Origin of the sequence: Anaerocolumna sp., from assembly GCF_032079385.1 — a bacterium.
GTDB lineage: Bacteria > Bacillota > Clostridia > Lachnospirales > Lachnospiraceae > Anaerocolumna.
In genome coordinates this window covers 19,486-41,388 of the sequence record NZ_DAMAUC010000023.1, presented here as the reverse complement: position 1 = coordinate 41,388, position 21,903 = coordinate 19,486, and the positions used below count along the sequence as shown (strand labels likewise).

Below are 21,903 nucleotides of genomic sequence, written 5' to 3'. Positions count from 1 at the left end.
GATTTAATCTACGTTATGACAGGGGGTGGCCCCAATCATGCAAGTGAAGTTCCCGGCACTTTGATGTACAGCAGTTTATTCCGGCGGGGGCTTTATGGTTATGGTAGTGCACAAGCTTTCTTCATTGTTATTGAATGTCTGGTATTTAGTTTTGTTATAAGCCGGATGTTTAAGAGGGCAGAAGAGAATGCTTCCGTGATATAGGAAGGTAGTGTGAATTATTGAAGAGCATAATTCCCGCACTGATTTGTGGTAATTCCTCATCTGCAAGCAGACGAGGCATGCGGTGGGAGCTAGTGTAAATTATTGAGAATACATAATTTTCACCCTATTTATGGCATGCAATGGAAGTAACGAATTGTGAAACAATTTGTTTTGCCAATATTGTTCTTGTGCTCAAGTTCGCAGGCATTGAAAGCATGGAGGATTAGTATGAAAAAAGTCAAAAAAAGAATACTATTTATTATTTTAATATTAATTGCAATTGCACAATTATTCCCGCTATACTGGCTAATTACATTTTCTTTAAAAAGCAATATAGAAATCTTTGGGGAAAATGTCCTTGGACTTCCCAAGGATTGGAGATGGATTAATTATGCAACAGCTTTATCCGATGGAGGAGTACTTAGATATTTTCTTAATTCCGTATTTTATTCCGGAACAACGGTAGCTGTAACAGGCATTATTACAGCTATGGCAGGATATGCAATAGCAAGAATGAAGTGGAAATTAAATAATTTTGTATTTGGTTTCTTTGCTTTGGGAATAATGATACCAACTCAGGCAGCCCTTCTTCCTTTATTTCAGGTTCTGGATAAACTTGGACTAAAAGGTGGATACATTGGATTGTTAATTCCTTACATATCATTTGCAATTCCCATGAGTTTAATGATTCTGGTAAGCTTTTACAAAGGAATACCTAAAGAGATGGAGGAAGCAGCATATATTGACGGCTGTGGGGTAATTCGTTGTTTCGGAACCATCATACTGCCAATTATAAAACCTGCTTTGGCAACTGCTTCCATTTTTACTTTCCTTGGTTCCTGGAATGAGCTCATGTTTGCCAATACATTGGTGGACAGCTCGGACTTTAGAACTTTACCGGTTGGTATTATGTCCTTCTCCGGTCAATATTCTACGGATTGGGGGCTAATTGGGGCGGCTATGGTAATTGCAACTTTGCCCACAATCATTGTTTATTTCTTCTTAAGTAATCAAGTGCAGGAGAGTTTAGTAATGGGGGCGGTAAAAGGTTGATGAGAAAATATTGTATTTATGAGAAATTTTATCCTTAATCTTAAAAAATCACCTTTTACATTCGTGGATTAAATGCACTATTTGTTAAGTAGAGATAAAATTATAAAACATGTAATAAGAATAGATTAGTGGAAAGGAACTTGATAAGTAATCAGGTTCCTTTTTGAATATATTGGAATCTCCATTGCTTTTAAGCTTCCAAAGTGTTACAATTATAGATATACTTTTTAAGTAATGTGAGACTTCTGAGATGGCTAATTGTAAAGAAGTATTTACAGAAAAACTTTTAGAGAAATAAAATGGATTACATTTTATTTAATATAACTAAAATAAAAGAAAGAGGGAACTGTATGAGTAAATTATTTAAAAAAATTATGATTTGTTTATTAGCATCAACTCTTTTGTTTAATACTGTTGATATGGTGTTTAGTACATCAATAGTATCTGTCACATCTGAGGCCCATTCCGGAAGAACGGATTCAAATGGTGGGCATAAGGATAATAAGAATAAAAGTGGACTAGGTTCATACCACTATCATTGTGGAGGATATCCCGCTCATTTACATAGCAATGGAGAGTGTCCGTATACAACGACCTCCAGTAAGATGACGACCTCCAGTAAGACCACAACTTCCAGTACGTCTACAACTTCTGGAAAAACCACAACATCTACGAAAAGCAAATCAAACAATAGTGCCAGTAAGTCTGTAATAAAGAAAGTTCAAAAGAAATTAAATGAATTAGGCTATGATTGTGGAACTCCGGATGGAATTATGGGGAAAAAGACAAAGAAAGCTTTAAAGGAATACCAGGAAGATTATGATTTAACGGTAGATGGTGTTATTGGTAAAGAAGTAAAAAAATCATTGGGTATAGATTAGGTACATATTAATAATTCGAAATATTTTAGACTTCAGATTTGAAGAAAAATCACTTTTATAATGTAAGTTTTAAAGGTGATTTTTTTATAAAGATCAATTTTAATAATCTTAGACCAGCAATAATAAACGGTAAGGATGGAACCTGCCGGAGATGGAAGTACATTCATAAAGCCGACAATAATATGAACAATATAAATCTATCCGATAGAGTATAAATCCATGTGAATGGAAACGAATTTCCTAAATAGTAGAGTACTCTGTACAGGCTTCGTCCATTCATAAGACCTTGTACAGAGTCAGATGCTTAAGCATTTTGAAATCTGTTATAGCGGATTCTATTCCAATAATAAATCTCAAGACGAAAATAGTCATGCAAATCAACGAATTACTTTATGAATTTACGGAATTTATTGAACTTCTCTTATCCAGCACGGATTCCCGCTTTATAAGTTCAACGTCCAGTACAATATTCTGGGTCGGTAAGGAGGGATTTTTTAAATGCTGGAATAAAGCATCCAATGCAAATTGTGCTTTCTGATTAATATCCTGCGAAATCGTGGTCAGCCTTGGGGACACATATTGGGATATCGGAAGATTATCAAAGCCGATAATGGAAAAATCCTCTGGGATCTGGTAGCCTCTGCGTTTTAATATGTCCATCAGCTCGATGGCACTGTTATCAGCGGCGATAAAGATGGCACTGACGGGTTTTTCAAAAGAGCAGAGTTCGGTTACGGTTTCCTCCATATTCAGCGGCTCTAAGATGTGTTCCGGAGCCAGGTTTAAACCAGCTGCTTCTATGGTATCTTTAAACCCCTCTAGCCGTTGTCTGATTAGCTGACTGACACTGGTATGTGGTGTAATAAAGGCAAAATCCCGATGCCCGTTCTCGATAAAATGCCTGGCAGCCAATGCGCCGCCCTTATAATCATCGATTCCGATATTGATCAATTGACGTATACTGCTATAGCTGTCTGTAAATACCAATGGAATTTTATTATCCGCCTGGATCTGCTGAATGTTTTTATCAAAGGTTCCAAGAAACAGGGCACCCTCCGCGTTCCAGGACTGGAGGTGTCTGGTAACATCGGAATATTCATTTATAAAATGCACCATAGCATTATAACCATACTCCTGAACGAGCTGTATGATATACCCCAGCATCGTAGCATTGTAAGGTGATTCAAGTACATTGTCTGAACCTTGTATGATGATGGAGATGATTTTAGAGGATTTGGAGGATAGACTCCGTGCTGATGAATTCGGAACATAACCAAGCCTTTCAATAATGGATTGTATCTTCGCTATATTCTCATCCGATACTTCGGAATATCGCTTATTCACAACGCGGGATACCGTCATTACACTTACCCCTGCCTCTTTTGCAATATCTTTTAATGTTACCATGTACCATATACACTCCTTCTTTTGATAACGATAACAGTATCGCCTCATTATAATAAACTTATTATAGCTAATCAAAGAGGATAATGCAATATAAATTGGTGAAAATATGTGGCAGCCTTCCGCAAATTCTTTAAAATTTCTTAATTTTAGTTAATTTATAGATAATTTTTCGAATAAAATGATAACGGTAACAACCATAAATCAATATGATAAAATAAACAAGCAATTTGTGTTGTGCATTTGGTATAGTTTTAAGCAAATAAAGCGAGGGATAATAGATAAAATTCTATATTTTCTATTGACATACTTGCCGACAAATGTTAATATTATTGTGTTAACGATAACAGTAAAATGCTTTTTAGGGAAACAATAACGAGATAAATTAAGAAATGAGGGAAAAGCAAATGAAGGCTTCCAAACAACAGAAATGCAATACAAAAAACTTGTGGCTCCGAATTCGCAGAAATTGGGGTTTGTACCTTTTGCTGCTGCCGGCGGTAATTCTTCTGATCTGTTTTACTTACCGGCCAATGTACGGCGTATTGATTGCGTTTAAGGAATATCGTCCGGCCAGCGGGATATGGGGCAGTGCATGGTCGACACCATGGTATAAGCATTTTAAGAAGTTTTTCAATTCGTATCAATTTGTAAATACGATTAAGAATACCTTGACCATCACAATCTACAGTATGCTTGTATTTCCAATTCCGATTATCCTTGCGCTAAGCATAAATCAGATGAAAAACAAAAGGTTTCGAAAGATTTTCCAAACAGTAACCTATATGCCACATTTTATATCGACAGTCGTAATGGTAGGGTTGATTACACTGCTGTTATCCCCGGGAAGCGGTGTGTTTGGAGCAATCTGTGACGTGATTGGTGTAGAAGCACCGAATCTAATGGGGAAAGCGGGAGCCTTTAAGCATCTGTATGTATGGAGCGATGTCTGGCAGCATGCAGGATGGGACAGCATTATATACATAGCTGCACTTTCCGGAATTGATCCCAGCCTCTATGAGGCGGCAACCGTAGACGGTGCAACGAAAATGCAAAAGATAAAATATATCGATATCCCAATGCTTATTCCTACGGCAGTGATTATGCTGATCCTGCGAATGGGCGGCTTATTAAGCCTGGGATTTGAGAAGGTTTATCTGATGCAGAACGATCTTAACCTGGTAAGCAGTGAGGTGATATCTACCTATGTATACAAGATCGGGGTAATTAATACACAGTACAGCTATTCAGCAGCCATCAACCTGTTCAGTACCATAGTTAACTTTATTCTTTTGATATCCGTCAATAAAATCTCAAAGAAAATAAGTAAGAATAGCTTATGGTAGAAAGGAGGAGATATACATGTCTGAGAATAGAAAAAAGGAAAGTAAGATAAAAAGCAGCCTTTCCGATAGAATCTTTCAGTTGATTCTATATGTAATGGCAGCGATTGTTTTGGTCATTGTTCTGTATCCGCTTTATTTTGTAGTGATTGCCTCTTTCAGTGATCCGTCTGCAGTTGCCGGTGGTAAGGTGTGGCTGCTTCCAAAAGAATTTACCTTAGATGGCTATAAGGAGTTGTTCCGGCACAGTGAAATCTGGACCGGCTATGCTAATACCATCCTTTATACTGTCGTTGGAACGTTGATTGGCTTAATTGTCAATTTATTTGCAGCCTATGCCCTGTCCAGAAAAGACCTGGTTGGAAGAAAGTTCTTTAACTTTTTGTTTATCTTTACCATGTTTTTTAACGGAGGGTTGATCCCCACCTTTTTAACAATCAAGGATTTTAACCTGTACAATACCTTTGCGGTCATGGTGCTTCCGTTTTCCGTTTCGGTTTATAACATTATCGTAGCGAGAACCTTTTTTCAAAATAATATACCTACGGATTTAAATGATGCGGCTAAGATTGATGGCTGCGGGAATTTAGGGTACTTTTTTAAAATCGTGCTGCCACTATCAAAAGCAATTATATCGGTGATTGCGCTGTGGACAGCGGTAGGTATGTGGAACTCCTATTTTAATGCTTTGATCTATTTGAAGGATGCTTCCAGGTATCCGCTGCAGTTGATACTAAGAAATATATTAATTACGAATAACCTGCAGATGTCCTTTGGAAGCGGGGAAGCAATGCAGATCGCACTCCGGTTGTCGAATCTAATGCGGTATTCAGTGATTATTGTTTCTACCGTTCCGATTATGTGTTTTTATCCATTCGTTCAGAAATATTTTAACAAAGGTGTTATGATTGGTGCCGTCAAAGGTTAGGCGTCAATGATTACATATAATGAAGGAGGATGATTATGAAAAAAGAAATGAAAGCAAGTCTGAAAAAAATCACAAGTTTGCTGCTGGTATTCGTAATGACCCTTTCCTTAGCCGGATGCGCTAAGGAAAAGCAGGATACCACCAGTACGAATCTGGATTCTGCAAAGACAGCAGAAGGAGAGAGTAACCTTAATGCCACCGGAATGCCCATCGTAAAAGAACCCATAACCCTGACAGTATTGACAACCCGCTGGGGCAACATGGGAGACAGCTTTACAAACAATGAATTTCTTAAGGAACTGGAAGAAAAGTCAAATGTTAAGATTATATGGCAGGTACAATCTTTAAACGATTGGGGCGAGCAAAAGGGTATTATGCTTGCCGGCGGTGAACTGCCGGATATCGTTATGGGATTTCAGACCTTTAATGATTCCGATATCATGAGTAACCTGGATCTGTTTTTACCGCTGGATGATCTGATTGAAAATTATATGCCGAATTACTACAAGGCAATGGAAGAAATACCGGATCTTAGAAAGATCACAACCTTCCCCGACGGGAAAATGTATTCCATGGGTAAGAACCTGCCCCTGCGTCCGATTTCCTGCAATCAGCCGATTATCAACAAGGTATGGCTGGATAACCTGGGTCTGGAAGTCCCTACCACGATTGATGAGTTGTATACCGTATTGAAGGCCTTTAAAGAGCAGGATGCGAATGGCAACGGGGATCCAAAAGATGAGATCCCGATCACTGGTGCAAAAGGGATTTCCATGGATTTTCTGAATCCGTTTGGCATTACGGACATTAACGGGTATAAGATCATGGTAAATGAGGATAAAACACTTACCTATTACCCAACCTCTGAGGCATACAAGGAAGGTATCAAATGGCTTCATAAATTATATTCCGAAGGAATTATTGATCCGGAAACTTTCACACAGGATGATTCCATGCTGTCGGCAAAGCGCCAGGATCCAAATGTGGCAAGAGTTGGCCTAGAATATGCGTGGACGCCGGATTCTAACTTTGGAAAATGGTCCCCGGAGTATGAAGTAATCGCGCCCATTAAAGGGTATGATGGAAAGCAATACACTGGGGGAGATCCCAACGGAGTATCAAGTATCATGCGTAATGAAGTGATGATTACGAAATTCTGTAAGAATCCGGAAGCTGCTGCAAGATGGATTGATGAATTCTATACCGGAGAGGCAAGTATTCAGAATTTCTGGGGAGGCATTGGAACGGTAATCACAAAGCATGAGGATAGTACCTATACATTGAATGATCCCCCGGAAGGCACGAGTGCGGATGCCTGGTACTGGGATTCCAGCTTACGTGATTTCGGACCGAAGTATATCGACAAGGAATTCGAGAAGAAAATTAAGCTGTCTCCTGTAAGCGGTGACGGATTAAAGGCAGAGCTGAGTAAAATCGCAGAAAGTACCGTGACCATCCCTTATCCGAATGTTATGTTTACAAACGAAGAGAACGAAGAACGTCCTGCTTTAACAACGGATATCGATAAGTACGTAGAGAGCACCCGTGCACTTTGGATTACGGAAGGCGGTATTGATGAGGGCTGGGAGGAATATGTAGAACAGTTAAATACTATGGGGCTTGAACGGCTGATGGAGATTTACACCACTGCCTATGAGCGATATATCAATAATAATTAATCATACAATGGGAACCGAATAATAAATAATCTAGATCATTAGAATTCATTTTTCGGTTCCCATTTCATAATTGGAGGTTTTATGGCAAAGGTATATGAATTTAATTTAAACGAAGAGCTTGCAATCGCAGCTTCAAAAATATATATTCAAAAGGATTGTTTATCGATTAGAAATGTCACGATAACGGAAGATGAGAATTCCTGTACCGTTGTTTTAGCCCATAGCTACGGGGCTGTGTATGGATTGGGAGAAAGATTTGACCGGATCAATCAGAAGAATTCTACGGTGAGAGCAGAGGTTATCGAGCAGTTTTGTAATCAGGGAAATATCAGCTATTGTCCGATTCCGTTCTTCTTTACGGATAACAAGTTGGGCGTGTTTATTGATACCTTTACCGTAACGGAATATAAATTTGGTGATACGATTGAAATTAAGATAACGAGAGACAGCAAAGGACAACTGCCTGTAATTTATTTTTTTCACGGAGAGCCCAAAGCGATTCTTACCGCTTTTTCGGAAGTATCCGGAAAACCGACGATGATACCGAAGTGGAGTTTTGGCCCATGGATGTCAGCCAATCGCTGGAGTACGGAGAAAGAAATAAAAAGGCAATTGGATTGTATGAAGAAATATAAAATGCCCCACAGCGTTATGGTAATCGAAGCATGGAGCGATGAAGCCACTTTTTATCGTTTTAACGAGAATGGAGAGTGGGAGGATCCGGAAGGACTTATAAAATTATTGTCGGAAAATGACGTGCATGTAATCCTTTGGCAGATACCAGTCCTTAAGCGAATGGAAAAGGATGAGAGGCATGGAGTATTAGAGCAGGACCGGGATTATGCCATCCAAAACAAGTTCTGTATTTTAAATGCAGACGGTACCCCCTATACCATACCGGAGGACCATTGGTTCGCTGGATCCCTTCTCTTGGATTTTACCAATCCGGAGGCGGAGGACTGGTGGTTTGCGAAAAGAAAATATCTCCTTACGATGGGAGTTGACGGATTTAAAACCGATGGCGGAGAATTTATATTAAGTGATGATGTTGTCGCGGCAAACGGCTGTACCGGGTTAGAAATGAGAAACGGATATGCAGCAAGCTATGTAAAAGCCTATAGCCGCTTTGTCGGAAAAGACCGGGTTTTATTCAGCAGAGCCGGATATAAGGGGCAGCAGAAGTACCCAATCCAATGGGCAGGGGATCAGATGTCGACCTGGGAGGAATTTCAGCATATACTTTCTGCAGGTTTAAGCATCGGCTTGAGCGGAGTACCCTTCTGGAGTTTTGATATTGCAGGATTTGCGGGTCCGATGCCAAGTCTTGAATTGTACGAGCGTGCTACGCAAATGGCGGTATTTGCACCGGTTATGCAATGGCATTCCGAGCCGGTAGGAGGCCAATATAGCGATATCCTCTCGACAAAGCAGGGAGTCAATGACCGAAGTCCTTGGAATATGAGTCTGTTGTACGGGGAGGAAGAAGTCTTAGACCGACTACGTTTTCATTATAATTTAAGAATGAACCTTTTGCCTTATCTGTATAATCTGGCTTTCGATTCTACGATGACCGGACTTCCTCTGATGAAGCATCTGATACTTGAATATCCGGAGGATGAACGGGTGCATAATATCGAAGACTGCTATATGCTTGGTGACATCCTGGTCGCTCCGATTTTAGAGGAAGGCAGGATGGAAAGAGAACTTTATCTTCCAGAGGGACACTGGATCGGGTTGTGGCCCATGGAGGCAGAATTATTAGAAGAAAAGGACCATGCATCAGCAGAGGAAGGACGGATACAGAAAAGAGAGGATGCATCTCTTCGATTAGAGGGAGGATCTTATTATAGAATCAAAAGCGGAAAGAATCGTATTCCTGCTTTTATCCGTGAAGGGGGATGTATTGCATTAAATCTCAACGATACCCTTCAGCTTGGTTCGGATGTCGGCAGCAAAACAAGGGGTTATAAGAACCTTTGCTTTTATATAACTGGTCTGGAGGGAGAGTATCATTTTCAGGATGAAGAGGAGAATGAAGTATTTATCCAGTGGGGAAATGGCTCCTATCAGGTAAAACAGATGGCAGGCAGACTAGACATAAAAATTATAGAGAAATAAGAAAGAAAACGGAGGAATAGTGTGAATTATTCCAGCATTGGGAAAAGCGGGAGCGATCCTGCCGACTGAGAAGGTTTCTATTGACAACGGAGTGATAATCCTAGAGATATGTAGCTGGTGCGTGTTTGCTGGAGCAAACGGAGAACAGGTAATGTATGAGGATGACGTAAGCAGTATGGAGTTTGAGGAGAGCTGCTATTCCGAGAACCAAATAAACAAGGGAGCTGTTGCAAGGCCGACGGGTAGTCGGTTATGCGAGAGCTCCCTTGTTTATGAAATTTTTTTATTATAATTTCATTTTTATGATAAAATAAGTAATAAAACTTAATATTGTGGTTATAGCAAGTATAGCAGCAATTATAGCCAAGATAATAATAACTAGAAAAAGTATTTTATTAGTAATTTGTAATTGATATCTCAATCGGCCAATAGCATAGGGTATTCCTCTGTCATAAATTATAACACAAAATAGCCTTTGTATTTTAAATTGTTGAATTTAGTGCAAAATGATTAGAAAAAACAATGAACTTTCTTTATTAATAACTAATCTTTATTTCAGATTGTAGTCTATCATTGTTACAAGCCAACATATAATTATTATAAATAAATCAATCATTCGAGGTCATATATGATTATACATGTTGTACAATCTGGAGATACCGTGAATTCCATTGCAGCTAAATATGGTATATCAGCAACGAGGTTAATTCAGGAAAATGAATTAAGAAGACCTTACGACTTAGTAGTAGGGGATGCTTTAGTGATTCTTTATCCGGAAGTAACCTATACGGTTGAAGAGGGGGATACACTGGAAGGAATAGCTGCAACACATGGGATTTCTTTAATGGAATTATTGCGTAATAATTTTTTCCTTTCAGATAGAGAATATATATACCCGGGAGAGGAATTAGTAATTCGATATAAAGATCAGAAGATAGGCGATATATCAACCAATGGGTATGCTTATCCTTTTATCAATAGAGATATATTAAGAAAGACACTGCCTTTTCTAACATATTTAACAATCTTTAATTATAGAATAACTTCACAAGGTGAATTAATTGATATAAATGATAGGGAAGTAATAGAAATAGCAAAAGCCTATGGTGTAGCACCTATAATGTTAATCTCCACCGTATCAGATCGAGGAGGACAACAACTATCAATTGAACAAAGTATATTGAATGATGAAGAAATACAGGAAAACCTAATTAATAATATTCTTTTTATGATGGACTCAAAGGGTTATTATGGATTAAATATTGACTTTCAATACATTCATCCTTCTAACAGAGAACGTTTTGTAGATTTTATAAAACGAATAACCAGGGAGTTAAATGAAAAAGGATATCAAGTGTATATAACCATCACACCTAGTTCCTTTGAAGTAGAAACAGGAATCCTTTATCAGGGTGTCGATTATAAAGGCCTTGGAGAAGCAGCAAATGGTGTTGTTCTACTATCCTATGCATGGGGATTTTCTTATGGATTGCCAATCGGTATTCTGCCATTTGTCACAGTAAGAAAGTTAATAGACTATGCAGCTGCTCAAATTCCTAATAATAAAATTACCATGGGAATACCAGTTATAGGATATATATGGCAGCTTCCTTATATTGAGGGTGAAACGATGGCTAACGCTATCAGCCACGAGAATGCGGTAGAGCTGGCAGCAGAGGTAGGTGCAACGATTCAATATGATGAAGTCTCCCAAACCTCTTTTTTCCATTTTGTAAATATATATGAATACATGGTATTATTTAAAGATGCCAGGGGTATTGAGGGCATGCTTAATTTAATGGATGAATACAAATTTAGTGGTATGGCAGCCTGGAATATCATGAGCTTTTTTGCACAAATGTGGTTAATAATTAACGCGAAGTACAACATTAATAAAATAGAGTTATTGGAAAAATAAGGATTTTTAATACAGCTTTTATAGACTATATTTAAGTGCCATAAAACTTACGAGGGGGGATTAATACCGAATGTTGCATTTTTCAAAATAAAATGTAAATATGGTTTCAGCTCTTGTTTTAGAAGGTTTATGGCACTTAAATTAATATATAATGAATTTTTTTATTGAAAAAATAAAAATTTCCATATATAATCTCATTATTATTAAACAGTAATGAATATTTAGTTACATGGTAAAAGAGCTACTCTAGATTTATTGCTTTACAGCAGTTCAAAATTTTTATAATTATTTTTATAATTATGCAATATTGCCTTGGGCTTAATGTAGCCGGCATAAAACTAAGGAGGAATACTATGCCAATGAAAAAGAAACCTTTAAAAAACAAGTTTGGATTAAAATCCATTCGTACAAAACTTATGGTAATTCTATCTTGTATGTCTATTTTATCCGTAGGAGCAGTGGGGATAGCTAATTACATAAATTCTTATAACATGTTGTACGAGGAATTAAAAATTACAAGCACTCAATCCATTGAACAAGTGGACAAGATAGTGAGTAATTATTTTATTGGGCTGGAAAGACAAGCAGGTATTCTTGCAAGCCTTCCAGTAGCAAGAGCAATATCATATAAAACCAATTTTGCAACCCAGGAGATAAATCCAGAAGACAATCTATTAGAATCATTGGAACAGGTAAAAGAACAAGATTCAGATATTTTGTCTGTATACTTTTCTACACCGGATAAAAGAACAATTACTTTTCCTGTGGAAGACTTGTCCGGATTTGATCCAACAACCAGACAATGGTATACTGCTGCTGCAGAAAATAAGGGCAAGGCAGTATGGTCAGAACCATATATTGATCAATCAACTAAAGATATGACAATAACTGTTTCAAAAGCAGTTGTTGATAATGATAATATTATTGGTATTTTTGGTATAGATATCAATCTGGGTCAATTTTCAGAAACTCTGGCCAATTTTCATATAGGAAATAATGGACATGTTTTTCTGGTTCATCCCAGTGGTACTGTAATAAGTCATCCGGATACTGCTTTTATAGGAACGGATACAATTACAAAACTTAGTATATGGGAGGATATTTCAACAAAGGAAAAAGGTTTTGCAGATTACATAGAAGATGGGGAGAGATATTTTGGCGTATTCCAGACAAACAATATAACAGGATGGAAAAGCATTGCATCTTTACCGGAAGACGAATTGCTGACCAATTTAAGAGATGTTAAGTATAGTACCATATCAATAGGACTAGCTATCATTATTCTTACAATAATGATTTCTTTTGCTATAAGCAAATATATTTCTAAAAATGTGAAAAAATTAGAAAATGGATTCAGTAAGGCATCAGATGGAGATTTAACTGCTAACATTATCATTACTTCTAAAGATGAATTTGGAGAATTAGCAAATAACTTTAATTTTATGATGAAAAAGATAAGTGAATTAATGAAAAAAGTAAAAGATTCTTCACTTATTATGGATGAAACCTCCGAATCCATCTTCCAGATGACAAAAGAAACAAGTAATGCGATAAATGAAATTGCAGCCACTGTACAAGAAGTAGCAAAGGGTAGTCAGGAGCAAGCTGTAGATATTGACAGCAATTCACAAAATATTGGTGAACTGGCCAATTTACTGGAAGCTGTTACAAATTCCACGGTAGAAGTAGGTAATTTATCAAATAGTACGAAAGAGCTAGGAAACCAAGGACTGGAACAGGTTAAGATTCTTGTTGATAAAACGGAAAGAACAGGTCAATCCTCTAATAAGGTAAATGAAATCATCTTTCATATGAAAGAATCTGCTGAGGAAATTAATATAATTACCGATACCATAAATCAAATTGCTTCCCAAACAAATCTTCTGGCATTAAATGCTGCCATTGAGGCTGCAAGAGCAGGGGAGGCTGGCAGAGGTTTTTCCGTTGTTGCAGATGAAATAAGAATACTGGCAGAGCAATCTTCCAAAGCAACACAAAATATTAGTAATCTAATATCCAATATGAACAATAAAACCAATGAAGCGGTTTCAGCAATGAATGATACAAGACAGGTAGTCGAGGAGCAGATTTTATCCGTTGGATCTACAAAAAATATTTTTGATGAAATTCTTAGTTCTCTAGGTAATTTAAATGATAGAGTTCAGGAAATTGAAGCATCTACAATGAAAATCAATCGTCAAAAAGATAGCATAGTAGACCATACACAGAATATATCCTCTGTTTCTGAAGAAATCAGTGCAAGCACTGAAGAAGTTTCGGCTTCTACCGAAGAGGTAACAGCAACGACTACTACATTTGTAGAATATTCTGAAAATTTAAAAGAACTCTCACAAGATCTAGTAAAACAAATTAATCAATTTAAATTTTAAAGAGAGACTGGAGTTTTTCAAGGATTTGGTGAAGTTAGTTTCTTTATATTGAGGATGTAGCCAGAGATTAATTCTAAATAAGAGGCTGCTGCAAAAGAGAATAGGATAATATTGTGATTCATATCCGAAACAATCATTTTGCAGCAGCCCCTGCTTATTTATTAAAACCTCTATACCTTTGGTAATTAACTTGGATTTGTAAAAGTCCTGCTCCACTGTATATTTAGTGCCCAGCAAAGCAGCCTTATGAATATTCTGTTTAATCAGTTCATCTGCTGTTACTTCTGCGATATGTAAAATGGGAATGTGAACCTCGACTTGAATCTGGTCGATTACCTTGTGCATAGTATTTGTACATATAATAATAAAATCTGCACCGGCTTTTGCTAAACTTTTTCCTGCTTCGGCTAGAATCCTGCCGCTTTTATCCCAATCATCTTTTGCTTGACATTCCCCTATTTCTGCAAAGTCTACACTGTATAACAAACATTTTGCAGAGTGTAACCCTCCAAGTTTCTCTTTGATAACCGTATTTATTATCTGATAATAAGTAGTGGTGCTTTCCCAGCTCATTCCACCAATTAGGCCTATTGTTTTCATCATACTTCCTCCAATCATTTGTATAGTTTACAATTATAATATATATAACCTTCCACCGGATAACATTTAATTAAAGCTTATGATCATATAGAATAAAGAACTGGAGGTGATTTTACGCTCCAGTTCCTTTATCATTAACTTTAATCCGCCAGTTCTTCCCATAGAACCAGCAATTCTTCCAGCCTGTTTTCAAGTTCTTTCTTTTCCTTATTCAATTCCATCAATTTTGATACATTAGTATAAACTTCTTCCTTGGTAAGAAGCACATCAATTTCTTCATTTCGTGTCTCTAACTGATGAATTTCATCTTCGGTTTTCTTTAATTCATTTTGACGTTTACGAATTCTAGCTTGTTCTTCCTTTTGCTGCTTCCAGTCTAATTTGCCTTCAGATTCTTCTGCAGCTGGGGGAGCAGCAGATGCCTTTGCACTCGTCAGATTGCCCTGTATTAAATCAATGCCACGGATATTGTTTGTTATAGTACTATTTAAGGAAGAATTGAAATTACCAAGTTGTGCTCTTTCAACTTCCTCTTTTTTCTCCAAATAATAATCGTAATTCCCGATATAGTTTAACAAGTTTTGTTTTGTTAAGTCTAAAATTCTTGTAGCTGTTTTATTAATGAAATAACGGTCATGGGACACATATAAAACAGTGCCGGTATAACTGTTAAGAGCATTCTCAAGTATTTCTTTTGACATAATATCCAGATGGTTAGTGGGCTCGTCCAGGATTAGGAAATTGGCTTCCGATAGCATAAGTTTTGCAAGAGATACACGCCCCCGCTCTCCGCCGCTTAAATCCTTAATACGCTTGAACACATCGTCATTGGTGAATAGGAAAGCAGCTAACACATTACGAATGGAGGTGTTATCCATATGGGGATAGGTATCCTGCAATTCATCGAATAAGGTCTTATCGGAATCTAATACATTATGTTCCTGGTCGTAGTAACCGATTCTTACTTTGGCGCCTAATTTAATTTCACCGGCATCTGGCCCAAGAAGACGATTGATTATTTTTAATATGGTTGTCTTTCCAGTACCGTTATTACCGATAATAGCAACCCTTTCACCACGTTTGACTTCAAAGTTAATATGTTCGAATAAAGTAAGGGTATCAAAGGATTTACTTAAATCCTCTACCGTTAATACATCATTTCCGCTAATAACCCGTGGTTCAAGGCGAATAGACATCTGGGATTCCTGAAGTATTGGCTTATCTATACGTTCAATTTTGTCCAGCATTTTTTCTCGGCTTTCCGCTCTACGTATGGATTTCTCACGATTAAAGGATCTTAATTTGGTAATAACTTCTTCTTGATGTTTAATTTCTCTTTGCTGATTTAGGTAATGCTTTAAAAGGGTTTCCCTTTGGAAAGCCTTCTTCTCTGCATAGGCAGAATAGTTCCCTTCGAAGGTGGTTGCTTTTGTATTCTCTATTTCTACGATTTTGGATACCACTTTATTCAGGAAGTAACGGTCATGGGCAATGACTACAACTGCGCCATTATAATTTAATAAGAAATTTTCCAACCAAGCAATGGACTCCATATCCAAATGATTGGTGGGTTCGTCTAATAGAATCAAGTCCGGTGTGCTTAATAATAATTTACCAAGTGCCACTCTGGTCTTTTGACCCCCTGACAGAGTGGAAACTTTTTTACTAAAGTCTTCTTCTGTAAAACCAAGACCTTTTAATACACCAATCACTTCACTTTTATAGGAATAACCATTTTTTAATTCAAATTCATGTGTTAGCCGGGTATATGTATTTAATAATTGATTCAACTCATCTCCGGTAACATTTTTCATTTCCAGTTCAATTTTACGGATGGAATCATCCAGGTCAATTACATCCTGCTTTACAGTTAGGATTTCATCATAAATGGTATTCTCCGATGAAAATGCCTGATGCTGGGCAAGGTATCCCACGGAACAGCCTTTTGCAAATATGACTTCTCCGCTATCGGCAGCGGATTCACCCATAATAATTTTAAACAGGGTTGACTTGCCGGCTCCATTTATGCCCACAATAGCGGCTTTTTCACGGTCATTTATATGAAAAGAAACACTGTCTAAAACCTGAGTGGTTCCAAAACTTTTACTAATGTTGTTGCATGCTAATATCATAATTACACCCATTCTTTGTTATACTAAAAACAAGGTATTCTTACATAAAGAATTACCTGACATAAGATATATTGTAACATATGAAAAATGTTTCGTAAAGCAACTTGACGACAAAAAGCTACATCTAAAAAGGGAAAGTGTTTTCAATTTGACAATTTTATATCAATCCAATATAATATAATTTAGTAAAGTGGGATAGATATAAGATTTACACAGGTTAAGGAGGAACTGGCGGTGCAAGAGAAGGAAATTTCATTAGCGGTAATAAAAAGATTACCAAGGTACTATAGATATTTGGGTGAATTACTAGAGAATGACGTGGTTCGAATTTCTTCCAAAGAATTAAGTGAAAGAATGAAAGTAACTGCTTCACAAATCAGACAGGATTTAAATAATTTTGGTGGATTCGGGCAGCAGGGTTATGGGTATAATGTAGAATATTTATATACTGAGATCGGTAAGATTCTTGGGTTAGATAGAAAATATAATATTATTATCATTGGTGCCGGTAACTTAGGTCAGGCCTTATCAAATTATACTGATTTTGAAAGACGTGGCTTCTATGTTACTGGAATTTTTGATATTAACCCCAGATTAGAAGGAATCTCCATTCGTGGAATTGAAATCCAGATGATAGAGAAACTGGAGGAGTTTGTTAAAAGCAATCCGGTTCATATTGCAGTATTAACCTTACCAAGATTAAAGGCTCCGCAAGTAGCAAAAGAAGTAGTAGGGTTAGGAATTAAAGCAATATGGAACTTTGCACCGGTTGACTTAAATCTTCCCCCTGATGTCATTGTTGAAAATGTACATTTAGCAGAAAGTTTGATGAGATTATCATATGATTTAAAAGCTAGTGAAGATAATACTAAACCTTTTGAAAAAGAAGCCGATAATAAAGACAAAGGCAATTAAATTACATTAAGTAGGCAAAAGGGAAGGAAGTATGGAATGCGTTTGCGTGAAGGACTTAATTTTCACAAAGTATTTAAAGGGAAAAAGATTCCTATTCTAACATTAGATGAAAGATGGCATGAATTATTTCCGCAGTATGAAAAACCCAGTCATATCAAAGAAATAGAATATCAACTAAATGAATTGCTAAAACGACAGGGAAAGTTAGTTACTGATATGAAAGAACTAAAGGGCCTGAAGTCACAGCTTATGAAAGAAATCCTTGATAACATGGAAACCAGTGAAGAGGTTTCCAAGAATATAAGTTATAAGGTTTTAAATAAAAACCCCAAATATATTAAAGAGATTAGTGAGAAGATGGAGGATATGGAGGAAGAACTGGCAAACATTCCATATCTTATTAAAGAGACCAATGAAAAACTAATTATAGAAAGTGCTAAGATCTGGTATTACCTTTTAGAAAAAAATAATAAGGAAATTAATGAAATCAGTCAATGGATTGAAAAGGTCCGCAATGAACTGAAAGAAAAGATTTTACAAAAGCAGGATATGGAAACAGAGAATAGCCAAATCTATTCTTATATGCATGATTTACTTGGACCGGATTTGACAGAGATTTTAGACGATGCATTTAAGCCTGGCAATAAATAGATGGGAGTCATATGATTGTTGGTATCGGTACAGATTTAATAGAGATAGACCGTGTAGTAAAAGTATGTGAAAAAGAGGCATTTCAAATAAAATATTTCACAGGAAATGAAATAAACCTTTGCAAAGCGGATCCTAAGAAGTTCGCGGATAACTTTGCAGTAAAAGAAGCAGTTGCCAAGGTATTTGGAACAGGTTTTGGGAAAATTGTTCCTATTGAAATAGAAGTTTTACGAGATCCTTTAGGAAAGCCATATGTAAATCTGTATGGAAATGCAAAAGAAATGGCTTGTTCTATGAAGATGAATAGAATATGGGTTTCTATAACCAATACTAATAAATATGTAAGCGCATTTGCCGTAGGTGAAAGTATTTCAAATTGAACTTCATTGGATTTTGAGTTCTATTTGAACTATCGTTAGATTATCATAAGTGGAATATAAAAAAGATAGATTATTATATAGAACCATGTAAAAAAGGACTGAATTCCGATTGTAATATCGGGTTCAGTCCTTTCCTTATGTTTAATGAATGAAGATAAAACTTAATTTTAAAGCTTATTCAGAGAGATAAACATTGGCCTTTTTTATAATAAAATCTGCGGTTTCCTCTGCCGACATGCTTCCCTGGAAGAATTCTTTGCTTTCTTCCTTCAAGGTTTGTAATATGGGTTCATATGTAACGATACGATTCGATGCCTTCAAGCAGTTTTGAACCAATTGTTCCGTCTGTTCTTTATTGAGTGCTTCAAAGGTATACACCACTTCTTTTCCGTCTTCGGTTGTAATACCGGTAGCCATGCTATAATCACTTCGGTCTTCCTGGGCATTTAAGACTAATGCATTTTTGTTAACTGAAAAACCATCATAAAAATCATCTTTTTGTATTTTTTCGGATAATACTAAAGAAATAAATTCTTTGCAAAGTTCCTGGTTTTTACTGGTCTGATTGATTCCTAATTCACAGGATGAGGTAAAGGAATTTTCGAAAACCGTATAACTGCCTTTTAATAATTCTACGATTCCTAACGGATATATTGCATCATAAAAACCTCCGCATTTTTCCAAATTAAGTTCAATTTTATCGGTAAGGTTCAGTACATGATTCATATATCTTTCATCACCCTGATACTCATCCAGGATACCAATACTGTCACCAATGGATTTTAATGTCTCTAATTCAGAAACCAGATTTTCCTTATTGATTTTTCCATCATCATTTAATATTTTATTTGTTATGTATGGAGCAAAAGTGGAAATAAAATCCTCCAGTGTCATGCTGCCAAATAAAGTATTATCCATATGGGCTGCTGTATAATCAGCTAAGTCCTCAAGTGTAGCTAGGTTTTGTGCGTCAGAAGTTTTGCCGCATAAAAGCTGAAGGATAAAACGGGCAGGTACATAGTAGATCTTATCCTCCTTTATGTAGTTTTTCATAATATCAGGATACAACTCACCGCTATCAATCATGGGCTGAATGATATCAGTGATATCGGTCAGAACTCCTTTTTCTACGAAAGAATCTGCAGGAAGTTCATTTAATACCAGAATGTCAGGACCATTACCAGCCAGAAGTTCTGTGTTCAGTGTACGGATATAATCCTCTTTGGCGGTCAGGTCTGCAGCTCTGTATTCATCATCAGTCATGGCGATAGTAAAGTTGATTTTTACATCCGGATGTGTTTTATGGAATATAGCAGCGGCCTGCCTTAAGGTAGCGTTCTCCTTTAAGGAATAGATGGCTAATTCTGTTGCTGGTACCGCATCAACGGATTCATCAAAGGTGTACTTCATAAGAGAAGAACCATTTTTTGAATTATACAGGATATAATAATTATTATCAGAACCTGATATAAAACCATTAGTCCACATAGTGGACATGGATAGTGAAGTCAGTGTTCCATCCACTATGGTCTGCCATGTAGAAGTACCTTCCTCCAGAACATGGATACCTCCCGTATCACACAGAGCCATTTCTTTCTTATCGCTTATATCAAAATAAGTATAAGTGTAGCCCTTAAAGTCAGATTGATAAGGATAACTAGTCTTATTATAAGTAGTTGAGTCATAAGTATCGATACTTACTAATTTTTCATTGTTATCTGTCTGGCCAACGATGAGTGATTTATCAGTACCGGTCAATATGGTTTCAGCATAGTATTGTCCGGTAATACTTTTTTGTTTTGCGAAACTATCTTTATCGTAAAAACATATTTCTCCATCAAAGAAAAGAGCAGCTATAGTACCATCTTCCAATACAGTAACCTTTCTGGGGGTGTTGTAAGATCTACTTTCCGGATATAATTCATTCCAGCCTTCCGGAGAAAGGGATTCATAAGCAGCACCGTCGGTACTGCGAAAGAGCTTCGCTTTGAAGTTGTCTTCCTCTATCATAAGATAATACAGGAATTGATTTCCGTTGCCGTCTTCAAAAATCTCAGGCATATAAAAGGATGCATCCAGAAGAGAGTCTGATTTTAACCATTCAGGGGTATCCTCGGTCCAGCTTCCATCATTATTCATCTGATAGCCGGTAATGGTTAAGTTGTCTTCTGGAAAAAAAGCATATAGAAATGGCATACCATTTTTTTTGGTTAGCTGTAAGGTTACTCTTTTATCAAACTCTTCAGGCAATGTTACATCCATTTCTATATAACGTCCTTTGATGTTTGAAGTTGAAACCTTTTTTTCATCTTTTGTACTGCAGCCAGTAAGTAGAAGTACAAATACTAATAAGCCAGCAAATACTTTTTTCATTTTTACCTCGATTCCGGCGCTCTAGCGCCATTTTAATAATAAGCACATTTGTGCAACAGCACAAATTGCCGGTTGAAAAACTTGTTTTTCGACCTAACCTCGATTCCGGCGCATTAGCGCCATTTTAATAATAATACAACTTTAAGGGGTGTTGTAATTAGTCTATGAATATGTTATAACGTCCTTATCTCTAAACAATCTTAAATAAATTATATTTTATTTATTGTTTATTGTATATATTAAAAAGAAAGGGTGTAGGTAATGCGTATTTTGGTTATTGAAGATGACAAAGAATTATGTTCCATTCTGGAATATCAATTAAAAAAGTCAGGCATGGAAGCAGATTTTTGCCATGATGGAGAGGAAGCATTATTATATGGTACAAAGCAAACTTATGATGTGATTATGTTAGACCGGATGCTTCCTGGAATGGAGGGTATTACCGTTTTAGAAAAGCTTCGGGAAAAAAAAGTTACAACTCCGGTAATTATGGTAACAGCCATGGATCAATTGAAAAATCGCATTGAAGGTTTGGATTCCGGTGCGGATGATTATCTGATAAAACCCTTTGAAATTGGAGAATTGCTGGCCAGAATCAGGGCTTTGGCAAGAAGACCGGCAAGAATTGAGAGTATAGATGAATTATATTTTTCTGATTTTTATCTGGATTTAGGAAAAATGAAACTGTTCCGGGGAGAAGAAAATTGTAGTTTATCCAAAAGAGAGGGAGATCTTCTGGCTTTCTTTATTAAAAATAAAGGGCAGATTTTAACAAGAGAACTAATCCTAACAAGGGTATGGGGAGCAGACAGCTTTGTAACAGACGGCAATTTGGATAATTTTATTTATTTCTTGCGTAAAAGATTAAAAACAGTACATAGCCATGCTGCTATAAAAACTGTACGGTCTGTTGGATACAAGCTGGAGGAGTAGG

Annotated in this window: 17 protein-coding genes and 1 pseudogene; 14 read left to right on the top strand and 4 right to left on the bottom strand. The window is 36.8% G+C overall.

Translation table 11 applies throughout. The features are described 5' to 3' along the window. From RT261_RS16260 to RT261_RS16250, 3 genes and pseudogenes are all read left to right on the top strand, one after another. Window positions 1-204 (top strand): annotated as a pseudogene (locus RT261_RS16260) (carbohydrate ABC transporter permease); the annotation flags it as partial. Between the two features lie 228 nt (window positions 205-432). Further along, the gene (locus RT261_RS16255; RefSeq protein ID WP_313134073.1) at window positions 433-1,257 is read left to right on the top strand and encodes a carbohydrate ABC transporter permease; all 825 of its coding nucleotides are present in this window, start codon (window positions 433-435) and stop codon (window positions 1,255-1,257) included. A 350-nt stretch (window positions 1,258-1,607) separates the two neighbouring features. Continuing rightward, on the top strand, window positions 1,608-2,138 hold the full coding sequence (locus RT261_RS16250; RefSeq protein ID WP_313134072.1) for a peptidoglycan-binding protein: 531 nt from the start codon (window positions 1,608-1,610) through the stop codon (window positions 2,136-2,138). A 390-nt stretch (window positions 2,139-2,528) separates the two neighbouring features. Here RT261_RS16250 and RT261_RS16245 read toward each other — a convergent pair whose 3' ends face one another. Next, window positions 2,529-3,545: a LacI family DNA-binding transcriptional regulator gene (locus RT261_RS16245; protein ID WP_313134070.1), complete on the bottom strand. Its 1,017-nt coding sequence runs from the start codon at window positions 3,543-3,545 to the stop codon at window positions 2,529-2,531. Window positions 3,546-3,934: 389 nt separating this feature from the next. Here RT261_RS16245 and RT261_RS16240 point away from each other — a divergent pair, with 389 nt between their 5' ends. The 7 genes from RT261_RS16240 to RT261_RS16210 all read left to right on the top strand — a co-directional run bounded on the left by RT261_RS16240 (window position 3,935) and on the right by RT261_RS16210 (window position 13,918). Continuing rightward, entirely contained in the window at window positions 3,935-4,888 is a 954-nt protein-coding gene (locus RT261_RS16240; protein WP_313134069.1) for an ABC transporter permease, read from the top strand. A gap of 16 nt (window positions 4,889-4,904) precedes the next feature. Further along, window positions 4,905-5,813: a carbohydrate ABC transporter permease gene (locus RT261_RS16235; RefSeq protein WP_313134067.1), complete on the top strand. Its 909-nt coding sequence runs from the start codon at window positions 4,905-4,907 to the stop codon at window positions 5,811-5,813. 35 nt (window positions 5,814-5,848) lie between these two features. After that, a complete protein-coding gene (locus RT261_RS16230) occupies window positions 5,849-7,492 on the top strand; it encodes an extracellular solute-binding protein (protein ID WP_313134066.1) in 1,644 nt (547 codons plus the stop codon). 81 nt (window positions 7,493-7,573) lie between these two features. Then, the gene (locus RT261_RS16225) at window positions 7,574-9,610 is read left to right on the top strand and encodes a glycoside hydrolase family 31 protein (protein ID WP_313134065.1); all 2,037 of its coding nucleotides are present in this window, start codon (window positions 7,574-7,576) and stop codon (window positions 9,608-9,610) included. Between the two features lie 37 nt (window positions 9,611-9,647). Continuing rightward, entirely contained in the window at window positions 9,648-9,902 is a 255-nt protein-coding gene (locus RT261_RS16220) for a hypothetical protein (protein ID WP_313134064.1), read from the top strand. A gap of 336 nt (window positions 9,903-10,238) precedes the next feature. Beyond that, entirely contained in the window at window positions 10,239-11,528 is a 1,290-nt protein-coding gene (locus tag RT261_RS16215) for a LysM peptidoglycan-binding domain-containing protein (protein WP_313134062.1), read from the top strand. A gap of 353 nt (window positions 11,529-11,881) precedes the next feature. Further along, on the top strand, window positions 11,882-13,918 hold the full coding sequence (locus RT261_RS16210) for a methyl-accepting chemotaxis protein (RefSeq protein WP_313134061.1): 2,037 nt from the start codon (window positions 11,882-11,884) through the stop codon (window positions 13,916-13,918). Here the strand turns inward: RT261_RS16210 and RT261_RS16205 are convergent. Both RT261_RS16205 and abc-f read right to left on the bottom strand, forming a co-directional pair. Further along, window positions 13,886-14,518: an aspartate/glutamate racemase family protein gene (locus tag RT261_RS16205; RefSeq protein ID WP_313134110.1), complete on the bottom strand. Its 633-nt coding sequence runs from the start codon at window positions 14,516-14,518 to the stop codon at window positions 13,886-13,888. The two genes, RT261_RS16210 and RT261_RS16205, sit on opposite strands and share 33 nt — an antisense overlap. Before the next feature lie 140 nt (window positions 14,519-14,658). Continuing rightward, window positions 14,659-16,650, bottom strand: a complete 1,992-nt coding sequence (gene abc-f / locus RT261_RS16200; protein WP_313134109.1) for a ribosomal protection-like ABC-F family protein — start codon at window positions 16,648-16,650, stop codon at window positions 14,659-14,661. Window positions 16,651-16,884: 234 nt separating this feature from the next. On the opposite strand from abc-f, the gene RT261_RS16195 reads away from it, so the two are divergent. Genes RT261_RS16195 through acpS form a run of 3 tightly spaced genes read left to right on the top strand, consistent with a single transcriptional unit; the run spans window position 16,885 to window position 18,596 of the window. Next, complete coding sequence (locus RT261_RS16195; protein ID WP_313134059.1) at window positions 16,885-17,565, top strand: redox-sensing transcriptional repressor Rex; 681 nt, start codon at window positions 16,885-16,887, stop codon at window positions 17,563-17,565. 36 nt (window positions 17,566-17,601) lie between these two features. After that, window positions 17,602-18,216 (top strand): hypothetical protein, encoded by a 615-nt coding sequence (locus RT261_RS16190; RefSeq protein ID WP_313134058.1) that lies wholly within the window; start codon window positions 17,602-17,604, stop codon window positions 18,214-18,216. Between the two features lie 11 nt (window positions 18,217-18,227). Beyond that, window positions 18,228-18,596 carry a holo-ACP synthase gene (gene acpS, locus RT261_RS16185; RefSeq protein ID WP_313134056.1) on the top strand — a complete coding sequence of 123 codons (369 nt, stop codon included), beginning with the start codon at window positions 18,228-18,230 and terminating at the stop codon, window positions 18,594-18,596. A gap of 174 nt (window positions 18,597-18,770) precedes the next feature. Here the strand turns inward: acpS and RT261_RS16180 are convergent, their stop codons facing one another. Next, a complete protein-coding gene (locus RT261_RS16180) occupies window positions 18,771-20,969 on the bottom strand; it encodes an ABC transporter substrate-binding protein (RefSeq protein WP_313134054.1) in 2,199 nt (732 codons plus the stop codon). A 261-nt stretch (window positions 20,970-21,230) separates the two neighbouring features. On the opposite strand from RT261_RS16180, the gene RT261_RS16175 reads away from it, so the two are divergent. Then, complete coding sequence (locus RT261_RS16175; RefSeq protein WP_313134053.1) at window positions 21,231-21,902, top strand: response regulator transcription factor; 672 nt, start codon at window positions 21,231-21,233, stop codon at window positions 21,900-21,902. Window position 21,903: the final 1 nt, after the last annotated feature.

Excerpts from the sequence above, each read along its gene's own strand:
- RT261_RS16250 (WP_313134072.1), top strand. The coding sequence starts at position 1,608 with ATGAGTAAATTATTTAAAAAAATTATGATTTGTTTATTAGCATCAACT.
- RT261_RS16205 (WP_313134110.1), bottom strand. The coding sequence starts at position 14,518 with ATGAAAACAATAGGCCTAATTGGTGGAATGAGCTGGGAAAGCACCACT.
- RT261_RS16240 (WP_313134069.1), top strand. The coding sequence starts at position 3,935 with ATGAGGGAAAAGCAAATGAAGGCTTCCAAACAACAGAAATGCAATACA.
- RT261_RS16210 (WP_313134061.1), top strand. The coding sequence starts at position 11,882 with ATGCCAATGAAAAAGAAACCTTTAAAAAACAAGTTTGGATTAAAATCC.
- abc-f (WP_313134109.1), bottom strand. The coding sequence starts at position 16,650 with ATGATATTAGCATGCAACAACATTAGTAAAAGTTTTGGAACCACTCAG.
- RT261_RS16215 (WP_313134062.1), top strand. The coding sequence starts at position 10,239 with ATGATTATACATGTTGTACAATCTGGAGATACCGTGAATTCCATTGCA.
- RT261_RS16190 (WP_313134058.1), top strand. The coding sequence starts at position 17,602 with ATGCGTTTGCGTGAAGGACTTAATTTTCACAAAGTATTTAAAGGGAAA.
- RT261_RS16245 (WP_313134070.1), bottom strand. The coding sequence starts at position 3,545 with ATGGTAACATTAAAAGATATTGCAAAAGAGGCAGGGGTAAGTGTAATG.
- RT261_RS16255 (WP_313134073.1), top strand. The coding sequence starts at position 433 with ATGAAAAAAGTCAAAAAAAGAATACTATTTATTATTTTAATATTAATT.
- RT261_RS16225 (WP_313134065.1), top strand. The coding sequence starts at position 7,574 with ATGGCAAAGGTATATGAATTTAATTTAAACGAAGAGCTTGCAATCGCA.
- RT261_RS16180 (WP_313134054.1), bottom strand. The coding sequence starts at position 20,969 with ATGAAAAAAGTATTTGCTGGCTTATTAGTATTTGTACTTCTACTTACT.
- RT261_RS16230 (WP_313134066.1), top strand. The coding sequence starts at position 5,849 with ATGAAAAAAGAAATGAAAGCAAGTCTGAAAAAAATCACAAGTTTGCTG.
- RT261_RS16235 (WP_313134067.1), top strand. The coding sequence starts at position 4,905 with ATGTCTGAGAATAGAAAAAAGGAAAGTAAGATAAAAAGCAGCCTTTCC.
- RT261_RS16175 (WP_313134053.1), top strand. The coding sequence starts at position 21,231 with ATGCGTATTTTGGTTATTGAAGATGACAAAGAATTATGTTCCATTCTG.
- acpS (WP_313134056.1), top strand. The coding sequence starts at position 18,228 with ATGATTGTTGGTATCGGTACAGATTTAATAGAGATAGACCGTGTAGTA.